At 65.3% G+C, this 23,712-nt stretch carries 25 protein-coding genes; 10 read left to right on the top strand and 15 right to left on the bottom strand.

Annotated elements, in window-relative coordinates; all coding sequences use genetic code 11:
- Window positions 1–8: 8 nt before the first annotated feature.
- Together argF and V6W80_RS08335 are read right to left on the bottom strand one after the other, a co-directional pair.
- Window positions 9–926, bottom strand: coding sequence for an ornithine carbamoyltransferase (gene argF / locus V6W80_RS08330; protein ID WP_026083758.1), 918 nt, complete (start codon window positions 924–926; stop codon window positions 9–11).
- A 193-nt stretch (window positions 927–1,119) separates the two neighbouring features.
- The gene (locus V6W80_RS08335; RefSeq protein ID WP_231356353.1) at window positions 1,120–1,524 is read right to left on the bottom strand and encodes a DUF3597 domain-containing protein; all 405 of its coding nucleotides are present in this window, start codon (window positions 1,522–1,524) and stop codon (window positions 1,120–1,122) included.
- Window positions 1,525–1,767: 243 nt separating this feature from the next.
- On the opposite strand from V6W80_RS08335, the gene grxD reads away from it, so the two are divergent.
- Window positions 1,768–2,094 carry a Grx4 family monothiol glutaredoxin gene (gene grxD / locus V6W80_RS08340; RefSeq protein ID WP_017640308.1) on the top strand — a complete coding sequence of 109 codons (327 nt, stop codon included), beginning with the start codon at window positions 1,768–1,770 and terminating at the stop codon, window positions 2,092–2,094.
- Window positions 2,095–2,153: 59 nt separating this feature from the next.
- Here grxD and bfr read toward each other — a convergent pair whose 3' ends face one another.
- From bfr to pyrC, 4 genes are all read right to left on the bottom strand, one after another.
- Window positions 2,154–2,630 (bottom strand): bacterioferritin, encoded by a 477-nt coding sequence (gene bfr, locus V6W80_RS08345; protein ID WP_017640309.1) that lies wholly within the window; start codon window positions 2,628–2,630, stop codon window positions 2,154–2,156.
- Between the two features lie 193 nt (window positions 2,631–2,823).
- Complete coding sequence (locus V6W80_RS08350; protein WP_026083759.1) at window positions 2,824–3,039, bottom strand: bacterioferritin-associated ferredoxin; 216 nt, start codon at window positions 3,037–3,039, stop codon at window positions 2,824–2,826.
- Window positions 3,040–3,157: 118 nt separating this feature from the next.
- Window positions 3,158–3,829 (bottom strand): ribonuclease T, encoded by a 672-nt coding sequence (gene rnt / locus V6W80_RS08355; RefSeq protein ID WP_371099781.1) that lies wholly within the window; start codon window positions 3,827–3,829, stop codon window positions 3,158–3,160.
- 2 nt (window positions 3,830–3,831) lie between these two features.
- Window positions 3,832–4,875: a dihydroorotase gene (gene pyrC, locus V6W80_RS08360; RefSeq protein WP_338546564.1), complete on the bottom strand. Its 1,044-nt coding sequence runs from the start codon at window positions 4,873–4,875 to the stop codon at window positions 3,832–3,834.
- 141 nt (window positions 4,876–5,016) lie between these two features.
- On the opposite strand from pyrC, the gene V6W80_RS08365 reads away from it, so the two are divergent.
- Complete coding sequence (locus tag V6W80_RS08365; protein ID WP_338546566.1) at window positions 5,017–5,967, top strand: flagellar protein MotY; 951 nt, start codon at window positions 5,017–5,019, stop codon at window positions 5,965–5,967.
- Window positions 5,968–6,083: 116 nt separating this feature from the next.
- Window positions 6,084–7,301 carry an argininosuccinate synthase gene (locus V6W80_RS08370; protein WP_017640314.1) on the top strand — a complete coding sequence of 406 codons (1,218 nt, stop codon included), beginning with the start codon at window positions 6,084–6,086 and terminating at the stop codon, window positions 7,299–7,301.
- A gap of 50 nt (window positions 7,302–7,351) precedes the next feature.
- Here the strand turns inward: V6W80_RS08370 and V6W80_RS08375 are convergent, their stop codons facing one another.
- From V6W80_RS08375 to V6W80_RS08395, 5 genes are all read right to left on the bottom strand, one after another.
- Window positions 7,352–7,540, bottom strand: coding sequence for a PA3496 family putative envelope integrity protein (locus tag V6W80_RS08375; RefSeq protein ID WP_338546568.1), 189 nt, complete (start codon window positions 7,538–7,540; stop codon window positions 7,352–7,354).
- A gap of 140 nt (window positions 7,541–7,680) precedes the next feature.
- Complete coding sequence (nth, locus tag V6W80_RS08380) at window positions 7,681–8,319, bottom strand: endonuclease III (protein ID WP_160923034.1); 639 nt, start codon at window positions 8,317–8,319, stop codon at window positions 7,681–7,683.
- On the bottom strand, window positions 8,316–9,290 hold the full coding sequence (locus V6W80_RS08385) for an RnfABCDGE type electron transport complex subunit B (RefSeq protein ID WP_338546570.1): 975 nt from the start codon (window positions 9,288–9,290) through the stop codon (window positions 8,316–8,318). Before V6W80_RS08385 ends, nth begins: the two co-directional genes overlap by 4 nt.
- Before the next feature lie 192 nt (window positions 9,291–9,482).
- Window positions 9,483–11,522, bottom strand: a complete 2,040-nt coding sequence (gene metG, locus V6W80_RS08390) for a methionine--tRNA ligase (RefSeq protein WP_338546572.1) — start codon at window positions 11,520–11,522, stop codon at window positions 9,483–9,485.
- 220 nt (window positions 11,523–11,742) lie between these two features.
- Window positions 11,743–12,894 (bottom strand): M14 family metallopeptidase, encoded by a 1,152-nt coding sequence (locus V6W80_RS08395; RefSeq protein WP_231356345.1) that lies wholly within the window; start codon window positions 12,892–12,894, stop codon window positions 11,743–11,745.
- A gap of 122 nt (window positions 12,895–13,016) precedes the next feature.
- On the opposite strand from V6W80_RS08395, the gene apbC reads away from it, so the two are divergent.
- The 5 genes from apbC to V6W80_RS08420 all read left to right on the top strand — a co-directional run bounded on the left by apbC (window position 13,017) and on the right by V6W80_RS08420 (window position 17,566).
- A complete protein-coding gene (apbC, locus tag V6W80_RS08400; RefSeq protein WP_158896505.1) occupies window positions 13,017–14,111 on the top strand; it encodes an iron-sulfur cluster carrier protein ApbC in 1,095 nt (364 codons plus the stop codon).
- An 80-nt stretch (window positions 14,112–14,191) separates the two neighbouring features.
- Window positions 14,192–14,758 carry a dCTP deaminase gene (gene dcd / locus V6W80_RS08405; RefSeq protein ID WP_007162761.1) on the top strand — a complete coding sequence of 189 codons (567 nt, stop codon included), beginning with the start codon at window positions 14,192–14,194 and terminating at the stop codon, window positions 14,756–14,758.
- 115 nt (window positions 14,759–14,873) lie between these two features.
- Window positions 14,874–15,803: a chemotaxis protein CheV gene (locus tag V6W80_RS08410; protein WP_017640322.1), complete on the top strand. Its 930-nt coding sequence runs from the start codon at window positions 14,874–14,876 to the stop codon at window positions 15,801–15,803.
- A 72-nt stretch (window positions 15,804–15,875) separates the two neighbouring features.
- Window positions 15,876–16,679 (top strand): MOSC domain-containing protein, encoded by an 804-nt coding sequence (locus tag V6W80_RS08415; RefSeq protein ID WP_338546579.1) that lies wholly within the window; start codon window positions 15,876–15,878, stop codon window positions 16,677–16,679.
- Window positions 16,676–17,566, top strand: a complete 891-nt coding sequence (locus tag V6W80_RS08420; protein ID WP_338546581.1) for a S66 peptidase family protein — start codon at window positions 16,676–16,678, stop codon at window positions 17,564–17,566. Before V6W80_RS08415 ends, V6W80_RS08420 begins: the two co-directional genes overlap by 4 nt.
- 21 nt (window positions 17,567–17,587) lie before the next feature.
- Here V6W80_RS08420 and V6W80_RS08425 read toward each other — a convergent pair whose 3' ends face one another.
- The gene (locus V6W80_RS08425) at window positions 17,588–19,441 is read right to left on the bottom strand and encodes a pyruvate kinase (protein WP_338546583.1); all 1,854 of its coding nucleotides are present in this window, start codon (window positions 19,439–19,441) and stop codon (window positions 17,588–17,590) included.
- Between the two features lie 211 nt (window positions 19,442–19,652).
- Here V6W80_RS08425 and nadA point away from each other — a divergent pair, with 211 nt between their 5' ends.
- Window positions 19,653–20,711 (top strand): quinolinate synthase NadA, encoded by a 1,059-nt coding sequence (nadA, locus tag V6W80_RS08430; protein WP_093250943.1) that lies wholly within the window; start codon window positions 19,653–19,655, stop codon window positions 20,709–20,711.
- Window positions 20,712–20,729: 18 nt separating this feature from the next.
- Here the strand turns inward: nadA and V6W80_RS08435 are convergent, their stop codons facing one another.
- Window positions 20,730–22,169, bottom strand: coding sequence for a M48 family metalloprotease (locus V6W80_RS08435; RefSeq protein ID WP_160923041.1), 1,440 nt, complete (start codon window positions 22,167–22,169; stop codon window positions 20,730–20,732).
- Window positions 22,170–22,264: 95 nt separating this feature from the next.
- Between V6W80_RS08435 and V6W80_RS08440 the strand changes: the two genes are divergently transcribed.
- Window positions 22,265–22,519 (top strand): sulfurtransferase TusA family protein, encoded by a 255-nt coding sequence (locus V6W80_RS08440; RefSeq protein ID WP_184290996.1) that lies wholly within the window; start codon window positions 22,265–22,267, stop codon window positions 22,517–22,519.
- On the opposite strand, the gene V6W80_RS08445 is transcribed toward V6W80_RS08440, so the two are convergent.
- Together V6W80_RS08445 and V6W80_RS08450 are read right to left on the bottom strand one after the other, a co-directional pair.
- On the bottom strand, window positions 22,520–22,993 hold the full coding sequence (locus tag V6W80_RS08445; RefSeq protein WP_257706307.1) for a peroxiredoxin: 474 nt from the start codon (window positions 22,991–22,993) through the stop codon (window positions 22,520–22,522).
- Window positions 22,994–23,015: 22 nt separating this feature from the next.
- Window positions 23,016–23,576 carry a glycine cleavage system protein R gene (locus V6W80_RS08450; RefSeq protein WP_007162770.1) on the bottom strand — a complete coding sequence of 187 codons (561 nt, stop codon included), beginning with the start codon at window positions 23,574–23,576 and terminating at the stop codon, window positions 23,016–23,018.
- Between the last annotated feature and the right edge of the window lie 136 nt (window positions 23,577–23,712).

Genomic DNA, 23,712 nt, shown 5'->3' on the forward strand with positions numbered 1-23,712 from the left:
CGCCAGGATCAGGCGTGTAGCGGCGGCTTGATGAGGAATTCGAGTAGCGCCTTCTGGGCGTGGAGGCGATTTTCGGCTTCGTCCCAGACCACGGCGCGCGGATCGTCCAGCAGGGTATGGCTGATTTCCTCACCGCGGTGAGCCGGTAGGCAGTGCATGAACAGCACCTCGGGGGCGGCGCCATCGAGCAGCTCGGCGGTGACCTGGTAGGGCTTGAAGGCTGCCAGGCGCAGACGGGTTTCTTCTTCCTGGCCCATGGAGGTCCAGACATCGGTGCTGACCAGGTGCGCCTGGGCCACGGCCTCACGCGGATCCCGGGTCAGCTGCACGCGGTCGCCGGCCCGTTCGAGAAAGCGCGGGTTGGGCTCGTAGCCTTCCGGACAGGCAATGCGCAGGGTGAAGTCGAGCTGTTCGGCCGCCTCGATGTAGCTGTTGCACATGTTGTTGCCGTCGCCGATCCAGGCCACGGTCTTGCCACGGATATCGCCCCGGTGTTCGAAGAAGGTCTGCATGTCGGCCAGCAGCTGGCAGGGGTGGAGGTCATCCGACAGACCATTGATCACCGGCACCTGGGAATGGGCGGCGAAGGTGGTCAGCATCTCGTGGGCGTAGGTGCGGATCATCACGCCGTCTAGCATGCTCGACATGACGCGGGCGCTGTCCGGAACGGGTTCACCGCGGCCGAGCTGGGTATCCCGGGAGGAGAGAAAGATCGCCTGGCCGCCGAGCTGGATCATGCCGGCCTCGAAGGAGAGGCGGGTGCGGGTCGAGGCCTTCTCGAAGATCATGCCCAGGACGCGATTGCGCAGGGGTTCGTGCAGCACACCCCGGTTACGCAGGGCCTTGAGCTCGATGCCCCGTGCGATGAGTTGGCGGAGTTCCGCGGAGGAACAATCCATGAAAGAGAGAAAGTGGCGAACCGTCATTTCGTTACCCTAGCGTCCCGTCCCGGTAACGGCCGTCCCTGGAGGACGCGGCGAACCTGAGAGCATGCCGTTTCAAACGGCGGAAAGACCAAAGGCGAAATGGTATAAGTTCATGTCGCATTTTACCACCATCGCAGGCTAGGCCCTCAATTCAGGGCGGCTAGCCTGGGACAGGGTAGCGGACGGGTGGGGGTTACAGCAGGTCGGTGGGAACGTTGCCGCCGTTGTCGGCCAGCTTCTGCAGAACGGCCTTGTGCAGCCACATGTTCATCTGGGCGGAGTCGTTCAGCTTGTCGGCGGGGCAGTTCAGCTCCTTGGCCAGTTCCTGGCGCGCGGTCAGGCTGCTGTCCAGGTCGAGCAGCTTGAGCAGGTCGACGATGGAGGTCTTCCAGTTGAGCTGTTCGCCTTTCTGGGCGGCCAGGCCGTCGAGCTTGGCGGCGACGTCCACCTGGCTCATGGAAGTGGCGCTGCCGGTCGCGGCCGGGTTGCCGGCAGGTGCGGCGGTATCGGTCGTGCCGGTGGTGGGCGCTGCGGCGGGGGTATCCGCGTGGGCTTCACCAATGCCGAGCTTCGAGAGGATCTTGCTGAACAGGCTCATGGAGTTCTCCTGGGTCTTGGATCAGGCGCACCGAGTGGCGCCTACCCTTAACCTGACCACAGCCTCGCCGCCAAAGTTTGCCAGTTGGTCTGCCAAATCGCTGCGGGCGGAGCGAACGTGCCTCGACAGACGTGGTCGATTGCCAGGTCGAGCCGCGCTTGTTTCGGGCTGGACGTCGCGGAAATCCCGGCGTTCCACCGGCCTTTCCGTTACAATCGTCCCACCGTATTAGCGAGGTGCATCGTGGAAATCATCGATACCATCAAAGACCAGATTGCCAACAATCCCGTGCTGCTCTACATGAAGGGTTCGCCGAACGCGCCTCAGTGCGGCTTCTCTTCCCGTGCCGCTCAGGTGTTGATGGCCTGTGGCGAAAAATTCGCCTATGTCGACATCCTGCAGAATCCGGAAATCCGTGCCAATCTGCCCAAGTACGCCAACTGGCCGACCTTTCCCCAGCTGTGGGTGGGCGGCGAGCTGGTCGGCGGCAGCGACATCCTGGCCGAGCTGTACGAGAAGGGCGAGCTGCAGACCCTGATCAAGCAAGCCGTGGAAACCAAGGACGCCTGAGTCTTTGGCCCATGAAAAAGCCCGCAGCGTGCGGGCTTTTTTTATGGGCGTTTGCCCGATCAATCGTCGTCGTGCATCTGCGACTGGATGTAGTTCTCGATCCCGACGCTGGCGATCAGACTCAGCTGGGTTTCCAGCCAGTCGATGTGCTCTTCCTCGGACTCGAGGATGCTCTTGAGCATGTCGCGGCTCACGTAGTCCCGTACGCTTTCGCAATAGGTGATGGCTTCACGCAGGTCAGCCACGGCGCTGATTTCCAGGCGCAGGTCGCACTGGATCATTTCCTGGGTGTTCTCGCCGATCATCAGCTTGCCCAGGTCCTGCAGATTGGGCAGGCCTTCCAGGAATAGGATGCGCTCGATCAGGCGATCGGCGTGCTTCATCTCGTCGATGGATTCCTTGTACTCGTGATGGCCCAGCTTGCGGATACCCCAGTCGTTGTACATCCGCGAGTGCAGGAAGTACTGGTTGATGGCCACCAGTTCGTTGCCGAGGATCTTGTTCAAATGCTGGATGACGGTGATATCGCCTTTCATGGCCGGACCTGCAAATCGGGTGGGATTGCCGGCAGTCTGAGCGTGGAAGGGCCCTTTGTCAAAAGCTTAAGTTGTTGAAAAATCGACGAAAATCGAACGGTAATCGAAAGCTTTTTCATCCTTTCCGTAAGCGTTTGATTAGACAATAAAAAAGCCGGACGCAAGGTCCGGCATTTTTTTGCAGGGATGTCGCTCAGGCGCGCGGGACGTCCAGGGCGTAGGCGAGCTGCTGGGCACCATGCAGTTCACCGAGGGTTTCCTTGACCACCTGTTTGGCGAGGCAAGCGCACTTGCCGCACTGGGTGGCGCAACCCGTGCTTTCCCGGACTTCCCGATAACTGCAGCAGCCTTCATAGATGGCTTCGCGAATATGCTTGTCGGTCACGCCACGGCAAAGACACACGTACATGGATCGCCTGCTGTATGAGTGGAGGTGCCGCCAAAGCTAATGACAATGAGAATGATTGTCAAAGTTGTAGGCGGCAAAATCTCATCAAAGGTGTCCTGGGCGACAGGCGGTTGTCCGATCAGTCCAGGTCGACCCAGCCGCCCATCTCCCGCCAGCGATTGACGATGCCGCAGAACAGCTCGGCAGTCTTCTCGGTGTCGTAACGGGCCGAGTGGGCTTCGCGATTATCGAATTCGATACCGGCCGCCTGACAGGCCTTAGCCAATACCGTCTGACCATAGGCCAGGCCGGCGAGGGTTGCGGTATCGAAGCTGGAGAAGGGGTGGAAGGGATTGCGCTTCAGGCCACAACGCAAGACCGCGGCATTGAGGAAACCCAGGTCGAAGCTGCTGTTATGGCCGACCAGGATGGCTCTCTTGCAGCCACTGGCCTTGAGCGACTTGCGCACGCCCTTGAAGATCTCGCTCAGCGCCTGCTCTTCGCCCACCGCCATGCGCAGCGGATGGTCGAGCTTGATGCCGGTGAACTCCAGCGCCGCCGGTTCGATGTTGGCGCCGACGAAGGGTTCGACGCGGAAGAAGTAGGTGTGATCCGGATAGAGCACGCCTTCCTCGTCCATGGCCACGGTGGTGGCGGCAATTTCCAGCAGGGCATCGGTGGCGGCGTTGAAGCCACCGGTCTCGACGTCCACCACCACCGGCAAATAGCCGCGAAAGCGGCGCGCCATGGGGATGCGCGAGTCGGACATCGGCTGGCTGGCATCCAGTTCGTCGCTGAAGGTCTCATCCATGCTCATGCGCCCACCTCCAGCCGCCAGCGCAGCGTTTCGCCCGCGCGCAGCGGAATCACCTCATGGTCGCCGAACGGCAGGGAGGCCGGCGCCTGCCAGTCCTCGCGCACCAGGGTGACGATCTCGGTATTGCGCGGCAGGCCGTAGAAGTCGGCACCGAAATGGCTGGCGAAGCCTTCCAGGCGGTCGAGGGCGTTGCGGCTCTCGAAGGCCTCGGCATAGAGTTCCAGGGCGCCATAGGCGGTGTAGCAGCCGGCGCAGCCACAGGCGGCTTCCTTGGCGTGACGGGCATGGGGCGCCGAGTCGGTGCCGAGGAAGAACTTGGGATTGCCGCTGGTGGCGGCGTCCAGCAGGGCGCTCTGGTGGGTGTTGCGCTTGAGGATCGGCAGGCAATAGAAGTGCGGCCGGATCCCGCCCACCAGCATGTGGTTGCGGTTGTACAGCAGGTGGTGGACCGTGATGGTGGCACCGACGTTGGCCGGGGCCTCGCGCACGAAGGCAGCGGCATCACCGGTGGTGATGTGCTCGAACACCACCTTCAGCGTCGGGAAGCGCTGGACGATACGCACTAGGTGCTCGTCGATGAATCGCTTCTCGCGGTCGAAGACATCCACCTCGGCATGGGTGACCTCGCCATGCACCAGCAGCGGCAGGCCGATCTCGGCCATGGCTTCCAGGGTGGGGAAGAGGTTGTCCAGCGAGGTGACCCCGGAATCGGAGTTGGTGGTGGCACCGGCCGGATAGAGCTTGGCGGCGTGCACGAAGCCGCTGGCCTTGGCGCTACGTACGTCGTCCGGGCTGGTGCGATCAGTGAGGTAGAGCACCATCAGCGGCTCGAAGCGACTGCCGGCCGGGCGTGCGGCCAGGATACGCTCGCGGTAGGCAGCGGCCTGTTCGGCGTTGCGCACCGGTGGCACCAGGTTGGGCATGACGATGGCGCGACCGAATTCCCGGGCGGCGTCGGCGACGGTCTGCGGCAGGGCGGCGCCGTCGCGCAGGTGAATGTGCCAGTCATCGGGACGGGCAAGGGTGATCCGGTCGGTCATGCGGGATTCCAGGCTGCGGGAAAGTGGGGAAATGCTACCGGAAAAGGGGGTAGCCGGCATCCGTGCGGCGGGACCGCGCTCAAGTTTTCCGTGCCCTCGACCGATAAGAAGCCCAGGTACTTTTTCTTTCCGGAGCCCGACGTGCGACCGCGTTACCTCTTCCTTTCCTGTCTGCTGCTCGCCGTGCCGGCCTGGGGAATGACCTTCCAGAGCCGGCTCGAGAGCGTGGAATGGAAAGTGGAGGGCGACATCTTCGCCTGTCGGCTGGTGCAGCCCATCCCGCGCTTCGGCAGTGGTGGCTTCCTGCGCCGCGCGGGCGAAGCCACGGTGTTCGAGCTGCGGCCCAATGGCCAGTGGCTGCCGGCGGGCAGTGCCCACCTCAAGGCGGCCGCAGTGCCCTGGAAGCCGGGGCTCGGCGACATCAGCCTCGGCTCGGTCAAGGTGGTGGAGGGCGAACAGGCGCTGGCCACCAGCGCACAACAGGCGCAGCGCCTGCTGGCGGGGCTGATGGAAGGGCGTATGCCCCAGGTGAGCAGGGCAGGTGCCCTGGACGACCAGGTCGAGGTCCGGCTGCTGCCGGTGCGCTTCGAGCCGGCGTACCAGCAATTCCAGGCCTGTACCCAGAAGCTGCTGGCGGTCAACTTCGAGCAGATCCGTCATTCCCAGGTCGGCTTCCCGGGCGGCGGCGATACCCTGGACGACCTTGCCAAGGCCAAGCTCGATCTCATCGACGAGTACCTGAAGGCCGATCCGACGGTCAATCACGTCATCGTCTCCGGCTACAGCGACAACCAGGGCACCCGGTTGGACAATCGCCAGGAATCCCGCCTGCGGGCCATCGCCGTGATGGAGTACCTCAAGAGCAAGGGTTTCGCCGCCGAGCAGATCGAGCTGCGCTTCTTTGGCGAGCAGTATCCCGTGGCACCCAACACCAGCAAGGCCAATCGCGCGCTCAATCGCCGGGTGACCCTGGTGTTCTCGCGGGCGCCGGCAAGCAGCGAACCAGCGGCCGCGCCAACCACCAGCACCGCCGCCAATCCGGCCGAACCGCCGGCGCCTACCCCGGCACCGCCCGCCAAACCCAAGGGCTGATCCACCCGACCGGATGTCGCCCAGACATCAGAGTGCGTCGCGCCCCTGTAAAAGCGGCGAGGCGACCAGTAGACTTGTCGCTTTCCGACTCAACGCAACACACGGGAGCGAACGGCATGGCGGATGTGAAGAAGGTAGTCCTGGCGTATTCCGGCGGCCTGGACACCTCGGTGATCCTCAAGTGGCTGCAGGATACCTATAACTGCGAAGTGGTGACCTTCACCGCTGACCTCGGCCAGGGCGAGGAAGTCGAACCGGCACGCGCCAAGGCCCAGGCCATGGGCGTCAAGGAAATCTACATCGACGACCTGCGCGAAGAGTTCGTCCGCGACTTCGTCTACCCGATGTTCCGTGCCAACACCGTCTACGAAGGCGAGTACCTGCTGGGTACCTCCATCGCCCGTCCGCTGATCGCCAAGCGCCTGATCGAGATCGCCAACGAAACCGGTGCCGACGCCATCTCCCACGGCGCCACCGGCAAGGGCAACGACCAGGTGCGCTTCGAGCTGGGTGCCTATGCGCTCAAGCCAGGCGTCAAGGTGATCGCCCCCTGGCGCGAGTGGGACCTGCTGTCCCGCGAGAAGCTGATGGACTACGCCGAAAAGCACCAGATCCCGATCGAGCGCCACGGCAAGAAGAAGTCGCCGTACTCCATGGACGCCAACCTGCTGCACATCTCCTACGAGGGTGGCGTGCTGGAAGACACCTGGACCGAGCACGAAGAAGACATGTGGCGCTGGACCAAGTCCCCGGAAGCCGCACCTGACACCCCGACCTACATCGAGTTGACCTACCGCAACGGTGACATCGTCGCCATCGATGGCAAGGAGCTGAGCCCGGCCACGGTGCTGGCCGAACTGAACCGCATCGGCGGCGAGAACGGCATCGGTCGCCTGGACATCGTCGAGAACCGCTATGTGGGCATGAAATCCCGTGGCTGCTACGAGACCCCCGGCGGCACCATCATGCTCAAGGCCCACCGCGCCATCGAGTCCATCACCCTCGACCGCGAGGTGGCCCACCTCAAGGACGAGCTGATGCCCAAGTACGCCAGCCTGATCTACACCGGCTACTGGTGGAGTCCCGAGCGGTTGATGCTGCAGCAGATGATCGACGCCTCCCAGGCCAACGTGAACGGCGTGGTGCGGCTGAAGCTGTACAAGGGCAACGTCATCGTCGTCGGTCGCCAGTCCGACGAGTCGCTGTTCGACGCCAACATCGCCACCTTCGAAGAAGACGGCGGTGCCTACAACCAGGCGGACGCGGCGGGCTTCATCAAGCTCAACGCCCTGCGCATGCGCATCGCCGCCGGCAAGGGTCGCACCCTGCTGTAAGGGTCGCCCTGCAACGCGAAACCCCAGCCTAGGCTGGGGTTTTTCATGGCCTAGAGATCGAAGTCGTACTCGGAGATCTGCCGCTTCAGGCGGCGCTCTTCGAGCATGTTGTCGATCAGGCGCCGCTTGGTCAGGTTGGTCTTGCTGACGATGGGCTCGACGGGATCGACGGTTTCGGACGCCTCGTTATCGGTCTCGAAATCGTCGTCTACATCGATATCGCTTTTGTCTTCGGCCATTGGTAACTCCTGCAAGGCTGGACAGGGTCACACGCACTCATGACAGGGCGGCGGGACCTTTTCGCGCACCTTATAACGACAAAGCAGGGGCCGGTAAAAAAGATTTTTTCAATCGCCGAAGGGCTTTGATACGCCCTTTTTCAATCGTCAGAGGTTTTTGCCTTGTATTCGCAGAGATCTTCGATGCGGCAGCTGCCGCAGCGGGGCTTGCGCGCCTGGCAGACATAGCGGCCATGCAGGATCAGCCAGTGGTGGGCATCCAGCAGGTAGGCCTTCGGCACCACCTTGAGCAGCTTGAGCTCGACCTCCACCACGTTCTTGCCGGGGGCCAGATTGGTTCTGTTGCTGACCCGGAAGATATGGGTGTCCACCGCCATGGCGAGCTGGCGGAAGGCGGTGTTGAGCACCACGTTGGCGGTCTTGCGGCCCACGCCGGGCAGGGCCTCCAGTTCTTCGCGGGTCTGGGGTACCTCGCCGCCATGGCGCTCCAGCAGCAGCCGGCAGGTCTCGATGACGTTCTTGGCCTTGCTGTTGTAGAGCCCTATGGTCTTGATGTACTCCGACAAACCCTCTACCCCGAGATCCAGGATGGCCTGGGGCGTGTTGGCCACCGGATAGAGGCGGGCGGTGGCCTTGTTGACGCTGACGTCGGTAGCCTGGGCGGAGAGGATCACCGCGATCAGCAGCTCGAACGGCGAGGCATAGGCCAACTCCGTCTTGGGGTCGGGATTGTCTTCGTGCAGGCGACGAAAGATTTCCAGGCGTTTGGCGGCGTTCATGGGGCGATTCGCTCTTCCAGGGCCGCGAGGCGGTGAGTCGCCTGCTGAGCGGCGCTGCGCAAGGTTTCCAGTTGCGCGTTCTGCTCGGGTGTTGGCTCGGTACCAAAGGCCCGCTCGGCCTTGGTCAGCTGGGCACGCGCCAGGGTGGCAGCGATCCGCGCCCGCTTGAGGGCGGCGGGATCGGCGGCTGGCGTCGCCAGGGCAGGTGCGCTGGCAGTGGCGGGCGCTTGCTGCGCCTGGTCGAGGGCCGCCTGGGCCTGCTGGGCGGCTTCACGCAACTGCTGCACCTGGGTTTCCAGTGCGGGCGTGCCGTATTGGGTCAGTTGCCGTTCGGCCTTCTGCAGGGCGACACGTGCCATGGCGGCAGCGATCTTCAGCGGCTTGAGCGAGGATTCCGCCGTGGCGGGGTGCTCTGCAGCCGTGGCGGTCGCAGGTGGCACCTGACGGCGCTGGCGCTCGGCGTCCAGTCGCTCGCGGTCCCGCTGCAGGCGCGCCTGGCGGGCGTCGAAGCGGCGGCGGTAGTACTGCGCGCGCTGACGTTCAGCCTGGCGATCGACCGGTGCCGGCACCGCCACCAGATCGATGCAGTCCACCGGACAGGGCGCCAGGCACAGCTCGCAACCACTGCATTCGCTTTCGATCACCGTGTGCATCAGCTTGGCCGCGCCGAGGATGGCGTCGGTAGGGCAGACCTGGATGCACTTGGTACAGCCGATGCACTCGGCCTCGCGGATCACCGCGCGCTGGCTGGGCGTCACCGGATAGGGCGAATCCAGGGGCAGCGGCGGACGCTGCAGCAGCGCTGAAAGCTCGAGGATGGTGGCTGCGCCCCCGGGCGGACACTTGTTGTGCGCTTCGCCCGCGGCGATGCCCGCCGCATAGGGCTGGCAACCGGGGTGGCCGCACTTGCCGCACTGGGTCTGGGGCAGCAGGGCGTCGATGGCGCTGATGAGGGTGGCGTGAGCGTTCATGATCAGGGTCGGGACTGGGGGAAGAACGGCGCCCTGAGAGCCTACTCAAAGTCGGCTGCGCGTCGGCCAAACTGCGTTGAAAATGGCTTCGGAATGCTCATTTACGCTTTGTAAACTCCGCTTCCTCAGCCATGTTCGCCTTGTTTGTCGCTAGCTCGCTCGGCTTTGCGCAGGCTCTCGGCGCCGTCGCTGTCACATCACCCGCTGGCCGGGCTTGGCGCCGCTGTCGGGGCTGAGCAGGTGGATCTCGCTGCCGCCGGGGCCGGCAGCCAGGACCATGCCTTCGGAGACGCCGAACTTCATCTTGCGCGGCGCGAGGTTGGCGACGTACAGGGTCAGGCGGCCTTCGAGCTGGCTCGGCTCCGGGTAGGCGCTCTTGATGCCGGAGAAGACGTTGCGCTTGGCGTCGCCGATGTCCAAGGTCAGGCGCAGGAGCTTGTCGGCGCCCTCGACGAATTCGGCCTTTTCGATCAGGGCGATGCGCAGGTCGACCTTGGAAAAGGTATCGAAGTCGATGGTCTCGGCCAGCGGGGCCTTGGTCAGTTCGCCGTTGCCGGCGGGCTCGGGCGCGGCCTGGGCGGCCAGGTCTTCCTTGGAAGCGTCGATCATGGTCTGCACCTTGGCGGGTTCGATGCGGGTGAGCAGGGGCTGGAAGGCGTTGAGCTGATGATTGGCCAGGCGGGTGTCCAGGTCGGCCCAGGTCAGGGGGGCGACGTTGAGGAAGGCCTCGGCGGCGGCGGTCAGGTTGGGCAGTACCGGCTTGAGCAGGATCGCCAGCTGGCGGAACAGCTCGATGCCCTGGGCGCAGATGGCCTGGACTTCGTCGGCCTTGCCGTCCTGCTTGGCCAGGCTCCAGGGCGCCTTGTCGGCGATCCAGGCATTAGCGCGGTCGGCCAGGGCCATGATCTCGCGCATGGCACGGCCGAAGTCACGGGTCTCGTAGGCCTCGGCGATGCTCGGCGCAGCGGCGCGGAAGGCGGCTTCCAGTTCGGGTGCGGCCTGGGCATCCACCAGCAGGCCGGCGTTGCCCTTGTGGATGAAGCCGGCGCAGCGGCTGGCGATGTTGACCACCTTGCCCACCAGGTCGGAATTGACCTTCTGCACGAAGTCCTCGAGGTTCAGGTCGATGTCCTCGACGTGGCGCGAGAGCTTGGCGGCGAAGTAGTAGCGCAGGTATTCGGGATTCAGGTGATCCAGGTAGGTGCGCGCCTTGATAAAGGTGCCGCGGGACTTGGACATCTTCTGGCCGTCGACGGTGAGAAAGCCGTGGACGCTCAGCGCGGTCGGCTTGCGGTAGCCGGCGCCTTCGAGCATGGCCGGCCAGAACAGCGCATGGAAGTTGACGATGTCCTTGCCGATGAAGTGGTACAGCTCGGCGGTGCTGTCCTTGTTCCAGTAGGCGTCGAAGTCCAGGTCGTCGCGACGATCGCAGAGATTCTTGAAGCTGGCCATGTAGCCGATGGGGGCGTCCAGCCAGACATAGAAGTACTTGCCCGGGGCGTCGGGGATCTCGAAGCCGAAGTAGGGCGCATCGCGGGAGATGTCCCATTCCTGCAGCCCGGCGTCCAGCCATTCGGCGATCTTGTTGGCCACCGATTCCTGCAGGGCGCCGCTGCGGGTCCAGCCCTTGAGCATCTCGGCGAAGTCGGGAAGCTTGAAGAAGAAGTGCTCGGATTCACGCAGCACCGGGGTCGCGCCGGAGATGGCCGACTTGGGATCCTTCAGTTCGGTGGGCGCATAGGTGGCGCCGCACTTCTCGCAGTTGTCCCCGTACTGGTCGGCGCTGCCGCACTTGGGGCAGGTGCCCTTGATGAAGCGGTCGGCCAGGAACATCTGCTTGTCCGGGTCGAAATACTGGGTGACCGGCCGAGTGGCGATATGGCCGTTCTCCCGCAGCTTCAGATAGATGGCGCGCGACAGCTCGCGATTCTCTTCCGCGTGGGTGGAGTGGAAGTTGTCGAAGGCCACGCCGAAGTCGGCAAAGTCGGCACTGTGCTCGCGCTTGACGTTGTCGATCAGTTGCTCGGGCGTGATGCCCTGGCGCTCGGCGCGCAGCATGATGGCCGAACCGTGGGCGTCGTCGGCGCAGACATAGAGGCACTGGTTGCCGCGCAGCCGCTGGAAGCGGGCCCAGATGTCGGTCTGGATGTACTCGACCATGTGGCCGAGGTGGATGGAGCCGTTGGCATAGGGCAGGGCGCTGGTGACGAGAATCTTGCGGGGCTCGGTCATGGTCTTGGCTGGATCGCGGCGCTGATAAGTTGACCGACCATCATAGCGAAATGGCCGGTCGGTTTCATCCGTGGGAATGGGCGTTGAAAAGCGCGAAGTCCTGCGAGCTAGCGCCAGGCAAGGCGGAAATTGCCGAAGAAGCGCAGTTTACAACGGGTAAATGAGCATTCTGAGGCAGTTTCCAACGCAGTCTGGCCGACGCGCAGCAGACTTCGAGCATTCAGAGATCGGCCAGCTGCCAGTACAGGGCATTGACCATGGCCGCGCCCAGGGCGGCGCTGCGGGCACCGTTCCAGCCCACATCCGGGCGGGGATCGTTGGCGTTGTCCTTGAACGGCAGCTCCAGGGTCAGGGCCAGGCAGCCATGGGTATGGCCGACGTACTTGGTGGCGAGCTTGAGGGTCTCGCTGCCGAAATGACCGCGTGGATAGCCGTACCGGGTCTGGAAATCCGGGCTGGCACGTTGGAAGCGCTGCAGGAAGGCCTGTTGCTCGGCCTCTTCGCGCTCACCGAAGTTGGGCAGGCCATTGCAGCCGTCGACGAAGACATAGGGCAGGGCCTCGTCGCCGTGGATGTCGAGAAACAGGTCGCAGCCGCTCGCGGCGATGGCGCGGCGTACCGCCAGGATCTCGGGGCTGCGCTCCTCGTCCGGCTCCAGCCATTCCCGGTTGAGGTTGGCACCGGCGGCGTTGGTTCTCAGATTGCCCAGGGCCGAACCGTCGGGATTCATGTTGGGCACCACGTGCAGTACCGCGTGCTCCAGCAGCTTGGCACCGACCGGGTCGCCCTGGTATTCGCCCAGGCCGAGCAGGCGGCGCAGCAGGCCTTCGACGAACCACTCGGCCATGGGCTCGCCGGGGTGCTGGCGGGCGATGATCCAGATGTTCTTCTTGCCAGCGCCCGGCGTACCGATGCGCAGCAGGTCCAGCGAACGTCCCAGCAGCGAACGGCCGACGGTTTCCAGACGGACGGCGGGGTGGCGTTGCGCCTCGCCCATGAAGGCCAGGTGACGGCTCTCCGGATAGGGCTCGAAATAGGCGAAGAACAGGCTGTCGTGTTCCGGGGTGACGGTCCAGCTCAGGGTCTTGCCGTCGTAGCGGGTGGGAATGCGGAACCACTCCTGGCCGCAATAGCTCGCGACCACGCCATAGTCGCGCCAACCCTCTGGGTAGGCGCACGCGCCGGCGTTGTCGAAGCTCAGCTGGCAGGGCAGGTCGCGGGCGCCTTCGAGACGGAAATGGAACCACTGGGTGAAGGGCGAAGCGGTGTCCGGGCGAATGCGCAGGCGGATATCCGCGTGATCGGCCAGGGACAGCACCTCGACGGCGCCGCTGTCGAAGGTAGAACTGATGTGCAGGGAAGAGGCGTTCACGCAGGGCTCCACGGGCGAGGGGAAAGCCGGGAGTGTAGCGCCGCGTGGATAGGCTTTAGCAAGGACAGTGGGTAGCATAGGCCGCAGCTTCTCTTTCCTATCCGCTGTTTCCGGGAGTCTGCATGACCGCTCCGACTCGCGAGGCCATCGAGGCCGCGCTGCGCCAGTATCACGATCCCTATCTCGAACAGGACCTGCTCAGCGCCGGCGCCCTGCGCGACCTCGCGCTGGACGGTGGCCGGGTGCGGGCCCGCTTCGAACTGGGCTATGCCGCCGGACTGTTCAAGGGTGGCCTGGCCCAGGTGCTCAAGACCGCGCTGGAGAACGTGCCCGGGGTCGAGACCGCCGAGATCCAGGTCGATTGCATCATCGCGCCTCACGCCGCCCAGCCGCAGCTGGAGGCCATGGGCAACGTCAAGAACATCATCGCCGTGGCCTCGGGCAAGGGCGGGGTGGGCAAGTCCACCACCGCCGCCAACCTGGCCCTGGCACTGGCCCGCGAAGGGGCCCGGGTCGGCGTGCTGGACGCCGACATCTATGGCCCCAGCCAGGGCATCATGTTCGGCTTCGCCGAGGGCACCCGCCCCGAGGTGCGCGACGAGAAGTGGTTCATCCCGCTGCAGGCCCATGGCGTCGAGGTCATGTCCATGGCCTTCCTGACCAACGACAAGACCCCGGTGGCCTGGCGCGGTCCCATGGTCTCTGGCGCCCTGATCCAGCTGATCACGCAAACCGCCTGGAATGACCTCGACTACCTGGTGATCGACATGCCCCCGGGCACCGGCGACATCCAGCTGACCCTGGCGCAGAAGGTGCCGGTGGCCGGTGCGGTGATCGTCACCACGCCCCAGGATCTGGCCCTGCTGGACGCCAGGAAGGGCGTGGAGATGTTCCAGAAGGTCAACATCCCGGTGCTCGGGGTGGTGGAGAACATGGCGGTGCACATCTGCTCCAACTGCGGCCATGCCGAGCACCTGTTCGGCGAAGGCGGCGGCAGCAAGCTGGCCGAGCAGTACGGCGTGGATCTCCTGGCTTCCTTGCCGCTCGCCATGGCTATCCGCGAGCAGGCTGACGCCGGACGTCCCACCGCCATCGCCGATCCCGACAGCCAGATCGCGCTGATCTACCAGGAGCTGGCGCGCAAGGTCGGCGCTCGCATCGCCCAGGGCGGTCAGGCCGGCGGCGGCATGCCCACCATCACCGTCAGCGACGACTGATTTCGTCCGTTCGCCTTTGAGACCGCGCGGCTATCCACTAGAATGCGCGGTCAATTTTTCGCCGCGGAGCCAGACCTGCCATGAGCATCAAATCGGATAAGTGGATTCGCCGCATGGCCCAGGAGCACGGCATGATCGAGCCCTTCGTCGAGCGCCAGATGCGCGGCGCGGATGACAGTCGGGTGATCTCCTACGGGGTGTCCAGCTACGGCTACGACGTGCGCTGCGCCAATGAATTCAAGGTCTTCACCAACATCCATTCCGCGGTGGTGGACCCGAAGAACTTCGATGACAAGAGCTTCGTCGATGTGGTCAGCGATGTCTGCATCATTCCGCCGAACTCCTTCGCCCTGGCACGCACCGTGGAATACTTCCGTATCCCCCGTGACGTCCTGACCATCTGCCTGGGCAAGAGCACCTATGCCCGCTGCGGCATCATCGTCAACGTCACGCCGCTGGAGCCCGAGTGGGAAGGCCACGTGACCCTGGAGTTCTCCAATACCACCACCCTGCCGGCCAAGATCTACGCCAACGAGGGCGTGGCCCAGATGCTGTTCCTGCAATCCGACGAGGCCTGCGAGGTCTCCTACAAGGATCGCGGCGGCAAGTACCAGGGCCAGCGCGGCGTGACCCTGCCGCGCGCCTGATCCGCGCGTCCGTTCTGGAAGCCGCCCTCGGGCGGCTTTCCTGTTTCCGGGACTCAAGAACTGGCGTCAGCCGCCGATAGCCTGTGACCTGACTTATCTTTGGAGTGGACTTTCCATGGCCGGCATTCTCGACACCGTCGATCAACGCACTCAGCTGGTTGGCGAGAACCGTCTGGAAATTCTCATGTTCCAGCTGTCCAGCCGGCAGATGTTCGCCATCAACGTGTTCAAGGTGCAGGAAGTCCTCAAGCTGCCGCGCCTGACCCAGATGCCCAAGCGCCATCCGATGATCTGCGGCGTGGTCCACCTGCGGGGCCAGACCTTGCCGGTGATCGACCTGGCCGCCGCCATCGGCATGCGACCCATCACCCCCGACGAGAACAGCACCATCATCGTCACCGAGTACAACCGCTCGGTGCAGGCCTTCCTGGTCGGTAGCGTCGATCGCATCATCAACCTCAACTGGGACAGCATCCAGGCTCCGCCCGGTGGCGCCGGACGCCAGCACTACCTGACCGCCATTACCCGCATCGAAGACCGCCTGGTGGAGGTGATCGACGTAGAAAAGGTGCTGGCGGAGATCGCCCCCTATAACGTCAAGGTCTCCCAGGAACGCCTGGCCGATCCGCTGCTGGCCAAGGCCCGCGGCCGCGAGGTGCTGCTGGTCGACGACTCCAGCACCGCCATTGGCCAGTTGCGCGACACCCTGGTGCAGCTGGATCTGAAATTCCACGTCGCCACCGACGGCCTGCAGGCCCTGCGTAAGCTCAAGGCCTGGGCTGACGAGGGCGTGGTGCTGACCGAGAAGCTGCTGATGGTACTGACCGATGCCGAGATGCCGGAAATGGACGGCTACCGCTTGACCACCGAGATCCGCCAGGATCCGCGCCTCGCCGATCTCTATGTGGTGTTGCACACCTCGCTGTCCGGCAGCTTCAACGAAGCCATGGTGAAAAAGGTGGGCTGCAACGCCTTCCTCTCCAAGTTCCAGCCCGATCAACTGGTCGAGGAAGTGCGCCGGCGCCTGGCGCTGGCCGAGGAGTAGTTCCCGCGGTTTCGCCGCTCCGGCGCCTCCCTTACACTGGCGGCCTTTGTCCGCCGCCAGGAAGCCGCGCCCATGTCGTACCTCAGTGCCCTCTATCGTTATCCCGTCAAGTCGACGGCCGTGGAATCGCTGGCGCAGGCCGAGGTGGACGCCTTGGGCCTGGTGGGTGATCGCCGCTGGATGGTGGTGGATGCCGACACCGGCCGCTTCCTGACCCTGCGCCAACTGGCGCAGATGAATCACATCGAGGCGCGCTGGTTGGCCGCTGACCGCCTGCGCCTGAGCGCGCCGGGCCAGGAGCCGATCGAGGTGACCGTCCCGGAGGCCACGGGCGAACGCCTGGGCGTGACCATCTGGCGTGACACCCTGCAGGCGCCGGTGGCTGCCGAAGCCGATGCCTGGCTGAGCGACTTCCTCGGGCGTCCTTGCCGCCTGGTGCACATCGCCGAAAGCCATGCTCGCCAGATCAACACTGATTTTGCCGAGCCCGGGCAGAAGGTCCACTTCGCCGATGGCTTTCCCCTGCTGCTGACCAGCGAGGCCTCTCTGGCCGATCTGGTGGCGCGCGTCGGCAAGCCGCTGGAAATGCTGCGCTTCCGGCCGAATCTGGTGGTGGAGGGTACGCCCGCATACGCCGAAGACGGCTGGAAGCGCCTGCGTATCGGCGCGGTGGACTTCGCCGTCGCCTGTCCCTGCGCGCGCTGCATCGTCATCACCCAGGATCCGGTGACCGGCGAGAAGGACCCGGATCGGCAACCGCTGACTGCGCTGCGCGAATACCGCTTCAATGACAACCGCATGTTGTTCGGCATGAACGTCATCCCCCTGGGCCGTGGCGTCATCGAGGCCGGCATGCCAGTGGAGGTGCTGGAATGAGTCCCGTGCGGCGTGTGGCGCTGGTCAGTCCGGCAGGTGCGGTCAAGGAAGAGCTGGTCACGGCAGCGGTCGAGCAGTTGCAGGCCACCGGTATCGAAGCGGTGCTGGGGGAGCAGGCGCTCAAGCGTCATCGCTATCTCGCCGGAACCGCCGAGGAGCGGGCAGCGGATCTGCATTGGGCGTTCAGCCAGGCAGACGTGGATGCGGTCTGGTGCCTGCGCGGCGGCTATGGCTCCGCCCAGTTGCTGCCCTGGCTGGACTGGTCGCGGCTGTCCAGCAGCAAGGGGCGGCCCCTGATCGGCTACTCCGATCTGACCGTACTGCTGGAAGCCTTTCACCGCCGTGGCCTCACCGCAATCCACGGTCCCGGCGCGCTGGACTGGGGGCGTCGTGACGAGGATCCTGAAGCCCAGGTCGCCCGTACCCGCTCGCTGGAGTCGGTGCTGGAGCTGTGCGCCGGTGCCCGTCCGGGCTGGCAGCTGGAGCGCCTGGCCGGTCCGGCCCAGGTGCCTGCCGGCGAGCTGATCGGGGGTAACCTCACCACCCTGGCCAGCGTGGTCGGCACGGCGGCAGCGCTGCGTCCCCATGATGGCGCCATCCTCATGCTGGAAGACGTCGGCGAGCCCTACTACCGGCTGGAGCGCAGCCTCTGCCAGCTGCTGGGCAACCTGACCGAACATCGCATCGGCGCCGTCTGCCTGGGCACCTTCACCGACTGCCCGCAGCGCAACGTCGAGCAGTCGCTGGAAGAGATCTTCACCGAATGGCTGGCCCCGCGCGGCATCGCCCTCTACCGCGGCCTGCCCAGCGGCCACGGCCCGGAAAACCAGGCCTGGCCCTATGGGGCTCGTGTCCGTCTGGAAGCGGGTCGCCTGCAGGTTCTCTAGGCCTGACCGGCCCTGGGCGGATCAGTCCGCCCAGGGCGAGGCCAGTTCCAGCTTGCGCAGCATCTGGCGCTTCTTGCTGTTGTAGCCCTGCATCCGCACCAGCAACTCATCCAGGGTGGCGACCGCCTTGAGGATGTGCGGGCCCTTGTTCAGCATCACACATTCGGCGCGGACCCCGGTGGCGGCATCGGTGATCTCGGCGCGGGAAGGCGAGCCCTTCTTGGCCAGGTTCTCCAGGACCTGGGTCGCCCAGATCACCGGCACATGGGCCGCTTCGCACAGGCAGAGGATGTCTTCCTGCAGGGCCGCCAGACGCTCGAAGCCGCCTTCCACCGCCAGATCGCCACGGGCGATCATGACGCCGAATCCGCCGCGCTGCATGCCCGCCAGCAAGAGCGCGGGAAGGTTGTCGAAGCCTCGCCGAGTCTCGATCTTCAATATCACGGCCAAGTGGTCGGCCTGCAGGCGTTCCAATTCCGCGAGCAAGGCGCGGACGTCGTCCGCGCTGTTGACGAAGGACATCTCGATGCCGTCGGCATGCTCGGCGGCAAAGGCGAGGGCGGCGAGGTCCTGGTCGCCCAGCGGTGCCAGCCGCAGGGTGCTCTGGGGAAAGTTGATGCCCTTGTCGCCCTTGAGCTTGGCGCCGCCGGGCGCATGGGTGATGCGGACGTGCAGTGCTTCTTGGTCGGCGCGCTCGATCACCCCGCCGATCTTGCCGTCGTCGAACCAGACCGGCTCGCCGCCGCGCACGTCGGCGAACACCTGGGGCAGGGTGCAGCCCAGGGTGGCCGGTGTCAGCAGGCGACCGCCGCTGTCATGGCTGGCGGACTGGCCGGGCGTCTGGTCGGCGGTCAGGATCAGCAGGTCATCCTCGGCCAACCGCAGAGCGCCCGGCTGCGGAGCGAAGTCACCGATGCGGCTGTGCCGCTTGCGTCCGTCGCGCTCGACGCTCAGGTGCAGCCCAGGTGCGAGATAGGTGGTCTTGGCCGCCTCCGCCCAGCAGCCGCGGTCCGTGACCTCGACGACCGTCCAGCGGCGCTGCGCCCGACGCGTGTCCGTCAGCTGGATCCGGTCACCTGGCTGCAAGCCGCTCAGCCAGCGCTCGCCTACCTGGATACTGGCCGCCGCGGGGGAGGGCGCCGGTCGCGACCGGCGGCGACCGGTCAGCCAGACCCGCGCCGGATGGTGTACGCGACCCTGGGCGTCGCGCTCGGGCTTTACCTTCTGCACCGCCGCGCCCGTGGCGATGGGGCCGGTGCGCAACTTGGGTCCCGGCAGGTCCATGAACACCCTGCACGGCAGGTCCAGCTCCGCGCTGGCCCGCCGCACGTGCTCGATCATGCGCCGCCAGCTGGCCGGTTCGTCATGGGCGCAGTTGATGCGCGCGCAATCCATGTGCGCCGCCAGCAGGTCGCGTACCAGCGAATAGTTGTCCGCGGCCTCCCGTGGCAGGGTGACCATGATGCGCACCGCCCGTGCGGAGGATGGGTTTCCGAACAGCGTCCGGGCGTGGTCGGCCAGGGGGTTGACGGTCTTGGTGGTAGGCCGTGCCGCTGGGCTGCCACCCAGCAATCGTTCCAGGGTGTTGATGAGCGTCGTCACCGCCGGCAGCACCGCGGCTTCGGAGCGGCCCAGAGAGGACAACCCCAGGGCGGAGAGCTGCAGCTGCAAGCCATGCAGGTCGCCATCGCGCAGCGCCAGATAGGCGAGCAGGTTCTGCGCGCTGGCCCGGTAGGCGGGATTGAGCGCCTGCCGATCCAGCCGTGGGTCCGCGCTGGCCTGTTGCAGAGCGCCGTGCAGGGCGCGTAGCTCATCGAGGAGGGTGGCGAGAGCGTGATCGGGGGTCCGGGAGCGCGAGGTCGAACGGGGCGGCACGATAGGTCTCCAGCAGCAGGGGCCGGCGAGACGCTCGCCGGGCGTTCCTGTGTCGGACCCCCGGCCGCTGGAGAAGTGAAAAGCCAAGTGTTGCCAGACATTAGCGGCACATGGCCACTCATCACGGAGGAGCCGCGGGCGACCATAGGGAGTCGGCGAGGATGCTGCTATGATGCGCGGCCTTGACGACCCCCGTTTTCAGGTACCCGCCATGGTGCAGATTTCCGAACGTCTCCTGGTCCAGGCCCATCTGGCCGCCAAGCAGCCCAAGGCGCTCGGTCCGGACGAGATCGCGGCCTACAAGACCGCCATCGCCCGCGAGCTCAAGGCGCAGAACGCGGTACTGCTGGCCCATTACTACACCGATCCGCTGATCCAGGCCCTGGCCGAGGAGACCGGCGGTTGCGTCGCCGATTCCCTGGAGATGGCCCGCTTCGGCAATCGCCATCCGGCGTCCACCGTGGTGGTGGCCGGGGTCAAGTTCATGGGCGAGACGGCCAAGATCCTCAACCCGGAAAAGCGGGTGCTGATGCCGACCCTGGAAGCCACCTGCTCTCTGGACCTGGGCTGCCCGGTGGACGAATTCTCCGCCTTCTGCGACCAGCACCCCGAGCGCACCGTGGTCGTCTATGCCAACACCTCCGCCGCCGTGAAGGCGCGCGCGGACTGGGTAGTGACGTCCGGCTGCGCGCTGGATATCGTCGAGCACCTGATGGACAACGACGAGACCATCCTCTGGGCGCCCGATCGTCACCTGGGTCGCTACATCCAGCGCGAGACCGGTGCCGACATGCTGTTGTGGGAAGGCTCCTGCATCGTCCATGAGGAGTTCAAGGCCAGCCAGCTGGAAGACCTCAAGCGGCTCTACCCGGAGGCCGCCATTCTGGTGCATCCGGAATCGCCCGAGGCGGTGATCGAACTGGCCGACCATGTCGGTTCCACCAGCCAGATGATCAAGGCCGCCCAGACGCTGCCCAATCGCCAGTTCATCGTCGCCACCGATCGCGGCATCTTCTACAAGATGCAGCAGGCCTGTCCGGACAAGACCTTCATCGAGGCGCCCACCGCGGGCAACGGCGCCGCCTGCCGCAGTTGCGCCCACTGCCCCTGGATGGCGATGAATACCCTGGAGCGCACCCTCAACTGCCTGCTCGACGGCTCCGGCGAGGTGCTGGTCGATCCAGCCCTCATCCCCCGGGCGGTCAAGCCGCTCAAGCGCATGCTCGATTTCACCCAGGCGCTGCAGCTAAGGGTCAAGGGCAACGCCTAATAGGCGCTGCCTGGGACGCTAGCGCAGGATCTCTTCGCTCAGCTTGCGCTGGGCGATCATCTCCTGCTGACGGGCGTCGATCCGCGCGGCCAGCTGATAGTTGCTGGCGGCGCGCTGCTTGGCGAAGCCCAGTTGCTGGATGGCCTGGTTGTAGTCGCCGGTCAGGGCGAAGTACTCGGCTCGCGCCTGGTGCACCCCGACCAGATCACCGGCCTGACCGCGGACGTCCGCCGCCTGGTTCCACAGATCCGGATCGATCGGCCGCTGCTTGAGCAGCTTGTCGAGCAGTTGGCTGGCGGCCTTGGCCTGCTTGGTGCGGCCGAGCATGTCCACCTGCGCCAGACTCACGGCCAGATCGTCCGGATAGAGCTCCAGGAGCCGCTGCACCCGTTTCTGGGCGTCGGGCAGGCGATTGGCGGTGATGTCCAGATCGACCTGGGCGAGGTTGTAGCTGATGTCGTCCGGCGCCTTGCGCAGCAGCGGCGCCAGGGTGTCGCGCGCCTCGTTGAGCTGACCCTGCTTGGTCAGTCCCATGGCCAGGCCGTAGCGTACAGCATCGTTGTCCGGGTTTTCCTGCAGCTGGGCTCTATAGCGCTTCACCAGCAGGCCGGCGGTTTCCTCGAAATACATCTGAGCACGCACCTTCATGAGTTGGAAGCGCTTGCTGTCCTCGACGCCGCCCTTGGGAAAACGCTCGGCACGCGCCTGGGTATCGGCGATCCGGCTGTCGGTGACCGGGTGGGTCAGCAGGAATTCTGGCGGGGTGCGGTCGTAGCGATACTGGCGGGCGAGACGGCCGAACATCTCCGGCATCGCGCGCGGATCGTAGCCGGCGCGCTCCAGATTGACGATGCCGACCCGGTCGGCCTCCTGCTCATTGAGCCGGGAAAAGCGCAACTGGCTCTGGATGGCCGCCGCCTGGGTCGAGGCAATGGCGGCGATTCCTGCATCGCCACCGCCCGCGGCCGCAGCTACGATACCGGCGAGCAGCGCGGCCATCAGCGGCAACTGCATGCGCTGCTGGTTTTCCACCCCGCGGGCGAAGTGGCGCTGGATGAGGTGACCCAGCTCATGGGCCATGACCGCCGCGTACTCGGCTTCGGTCTCCGACTTCAGGAACAGCCCGCCATTGACCCCGATCACCCCGCCGGGCGCGGCGAAGGCGTTGATCTCCGGATCCTTGATCAGGATGAAGACCAGGCGGTGGTCCTGCAGGTCGCTGGTCTCGGCCAGCTTGTAGACGGTCTGTTCGACGAATTGCTTGAGCTGCGGATCGTTGATGGCCGGGACCTGGCCGCGCAACATGCTCAGCCAGGCGCGACCCATCTGAAACTCCTGCTCGGGCGAGACGATCGAAGAGCTGGCATCGCCCAGCGACGGCAGATCGTTCGCCCCCTGCGCCAGGAAGGGCGCGGCGAGCAGCGCCAGGGACAGCAGGGCAGGGCGCAGGACTTTCATGGCATGACTCGTGGCCGCAAAAGGGCTACTTTAGCGGCCCGCCGTCTAGGTGCCTAGCGACCCTGACACTGGCGTACCCCACAATGGAGAATCCCATGGCCGACCTGAGCCAACCCTACACCGGCGCGGTGACCGCCCAGCTGGACGCCACCGGCCTGAACTGTCCCATGCCGTTGCTCAAGGCCAAGCTGGAACTCAACCGTCTGGCAGCCGGCGAGGTCCTCGCCGTCACGGCCACCGATGCCGGCTCGCAACGCGACTTCCGCACCTTCGCCAAGCTGTCGGGACACGCCCTGGTGGGCGAAGAGGTGGTAGGGGAGACCTTCCGCTACTGGCTGCGCAAGGCCTGATCAGGCCCCGTTCAGCGCCTGGGCGGCGGCCAGCACCTCGGCGACGTGCCCGGGGACCTTCACGCCGCGCCAGATCTGGCGCACCACGCCTTCCCGGTCGATGAGGAAGGTGCTGCGGTCCACGCCGATGTAATCCTTGCCATAGAGCTTCTTCTGCCGCATCACGTCGAACAGCTGGCAGAGGGTCTCGTCCTTGTCGCTGATCAGCTCGAAGGGAAAGCCCTGCTTGGTGCGGAAATTTTCGTGGGTGCGCAGGCTGTCACGGCTGACTCCGAGGATCAGGGTGTCGGCCGCCTGGAACTGCTCGTGCAGATCGCGAAAGCCCTGGCCCTGGGTGGTGCAGCCGGGGGTGTTGTCCTTGGGATAGAAGTACAGCACCACCTGGCGACCGCGCAGGCTGGCGGGCGAGACCTCGAGGCCGCTGGTGGCCTGGGCCTGGAAATCCGGAAGCGGTTGGTCGAGGGTCACGCTCATGGGCAGCTCCTTGCGGGTCCTGTCAGTTGCTCTGCGGGCGCCAGGGCTCGATCAGGGCATCGAGATTGAGGGCGTCGGCGAAATCCAGGAACTGGTCGCGCAGCCAACTGATCTGGGTGCCAGCCGGCAGGGTCACGGTGATGGTGGCGTTGAGCATGGTGCCGCCGGTCTGGGGCGCCTGGTAGGAATCGCAGACCAGGTTCTCCACCTCGATCTTGTGGTCAGCGAAGAACTGGCAGAGTTCGTTGAGGATGTCCGGACGATAGGCGGCGCTGACATAGACGACGTACGGCAGGGCCTGGGGGCGATTCTCCAGGGCGGCGCTGCGGGTGACGCCGACGGTGAAGCCGTGACGCTTGCCAAGGCCGGCGAGGCCCCCTTCGAGGCGCGCCAGACCGTCCCAGTTGCCCGAGACCTGCAGGATCAACGCGCTGTATTCCCCGTGGCGGCTCAGCCGGCTGCTGACCACCGCGCACCGGTTGTCCATGCAGCTGCGGTAGAGCACGTTGGTCAGTTCCATGGGATTGGCGCCCAGCGCACTGATGACGAGAAATTGTTCGCGAATCGGGGGGGTAGCGGACATTAGGGTTCCTGGCAGGGGAGATACAGACTGGCAAAGGCGAAAGGGTAGCGAAAAGCGCTCGCGGGGGGAATGCCCGTTGGGGGCACGTTGCTTGTGCTGGCGCAGAGGCGTCAGTACCATTACCGCTCTCTTTTTC

It is taken from the genome of Pseudomonas benzopyrenica (genome assembly GCF_036884265.1).
Taxonomy (GTDB): Bacteria; Pseudomonadota; Gammaproteobacteria; order Pseudomonadales; family Pseudomonadaceae; genus Chryseomonas; species Chryseomonas benzopyrenica.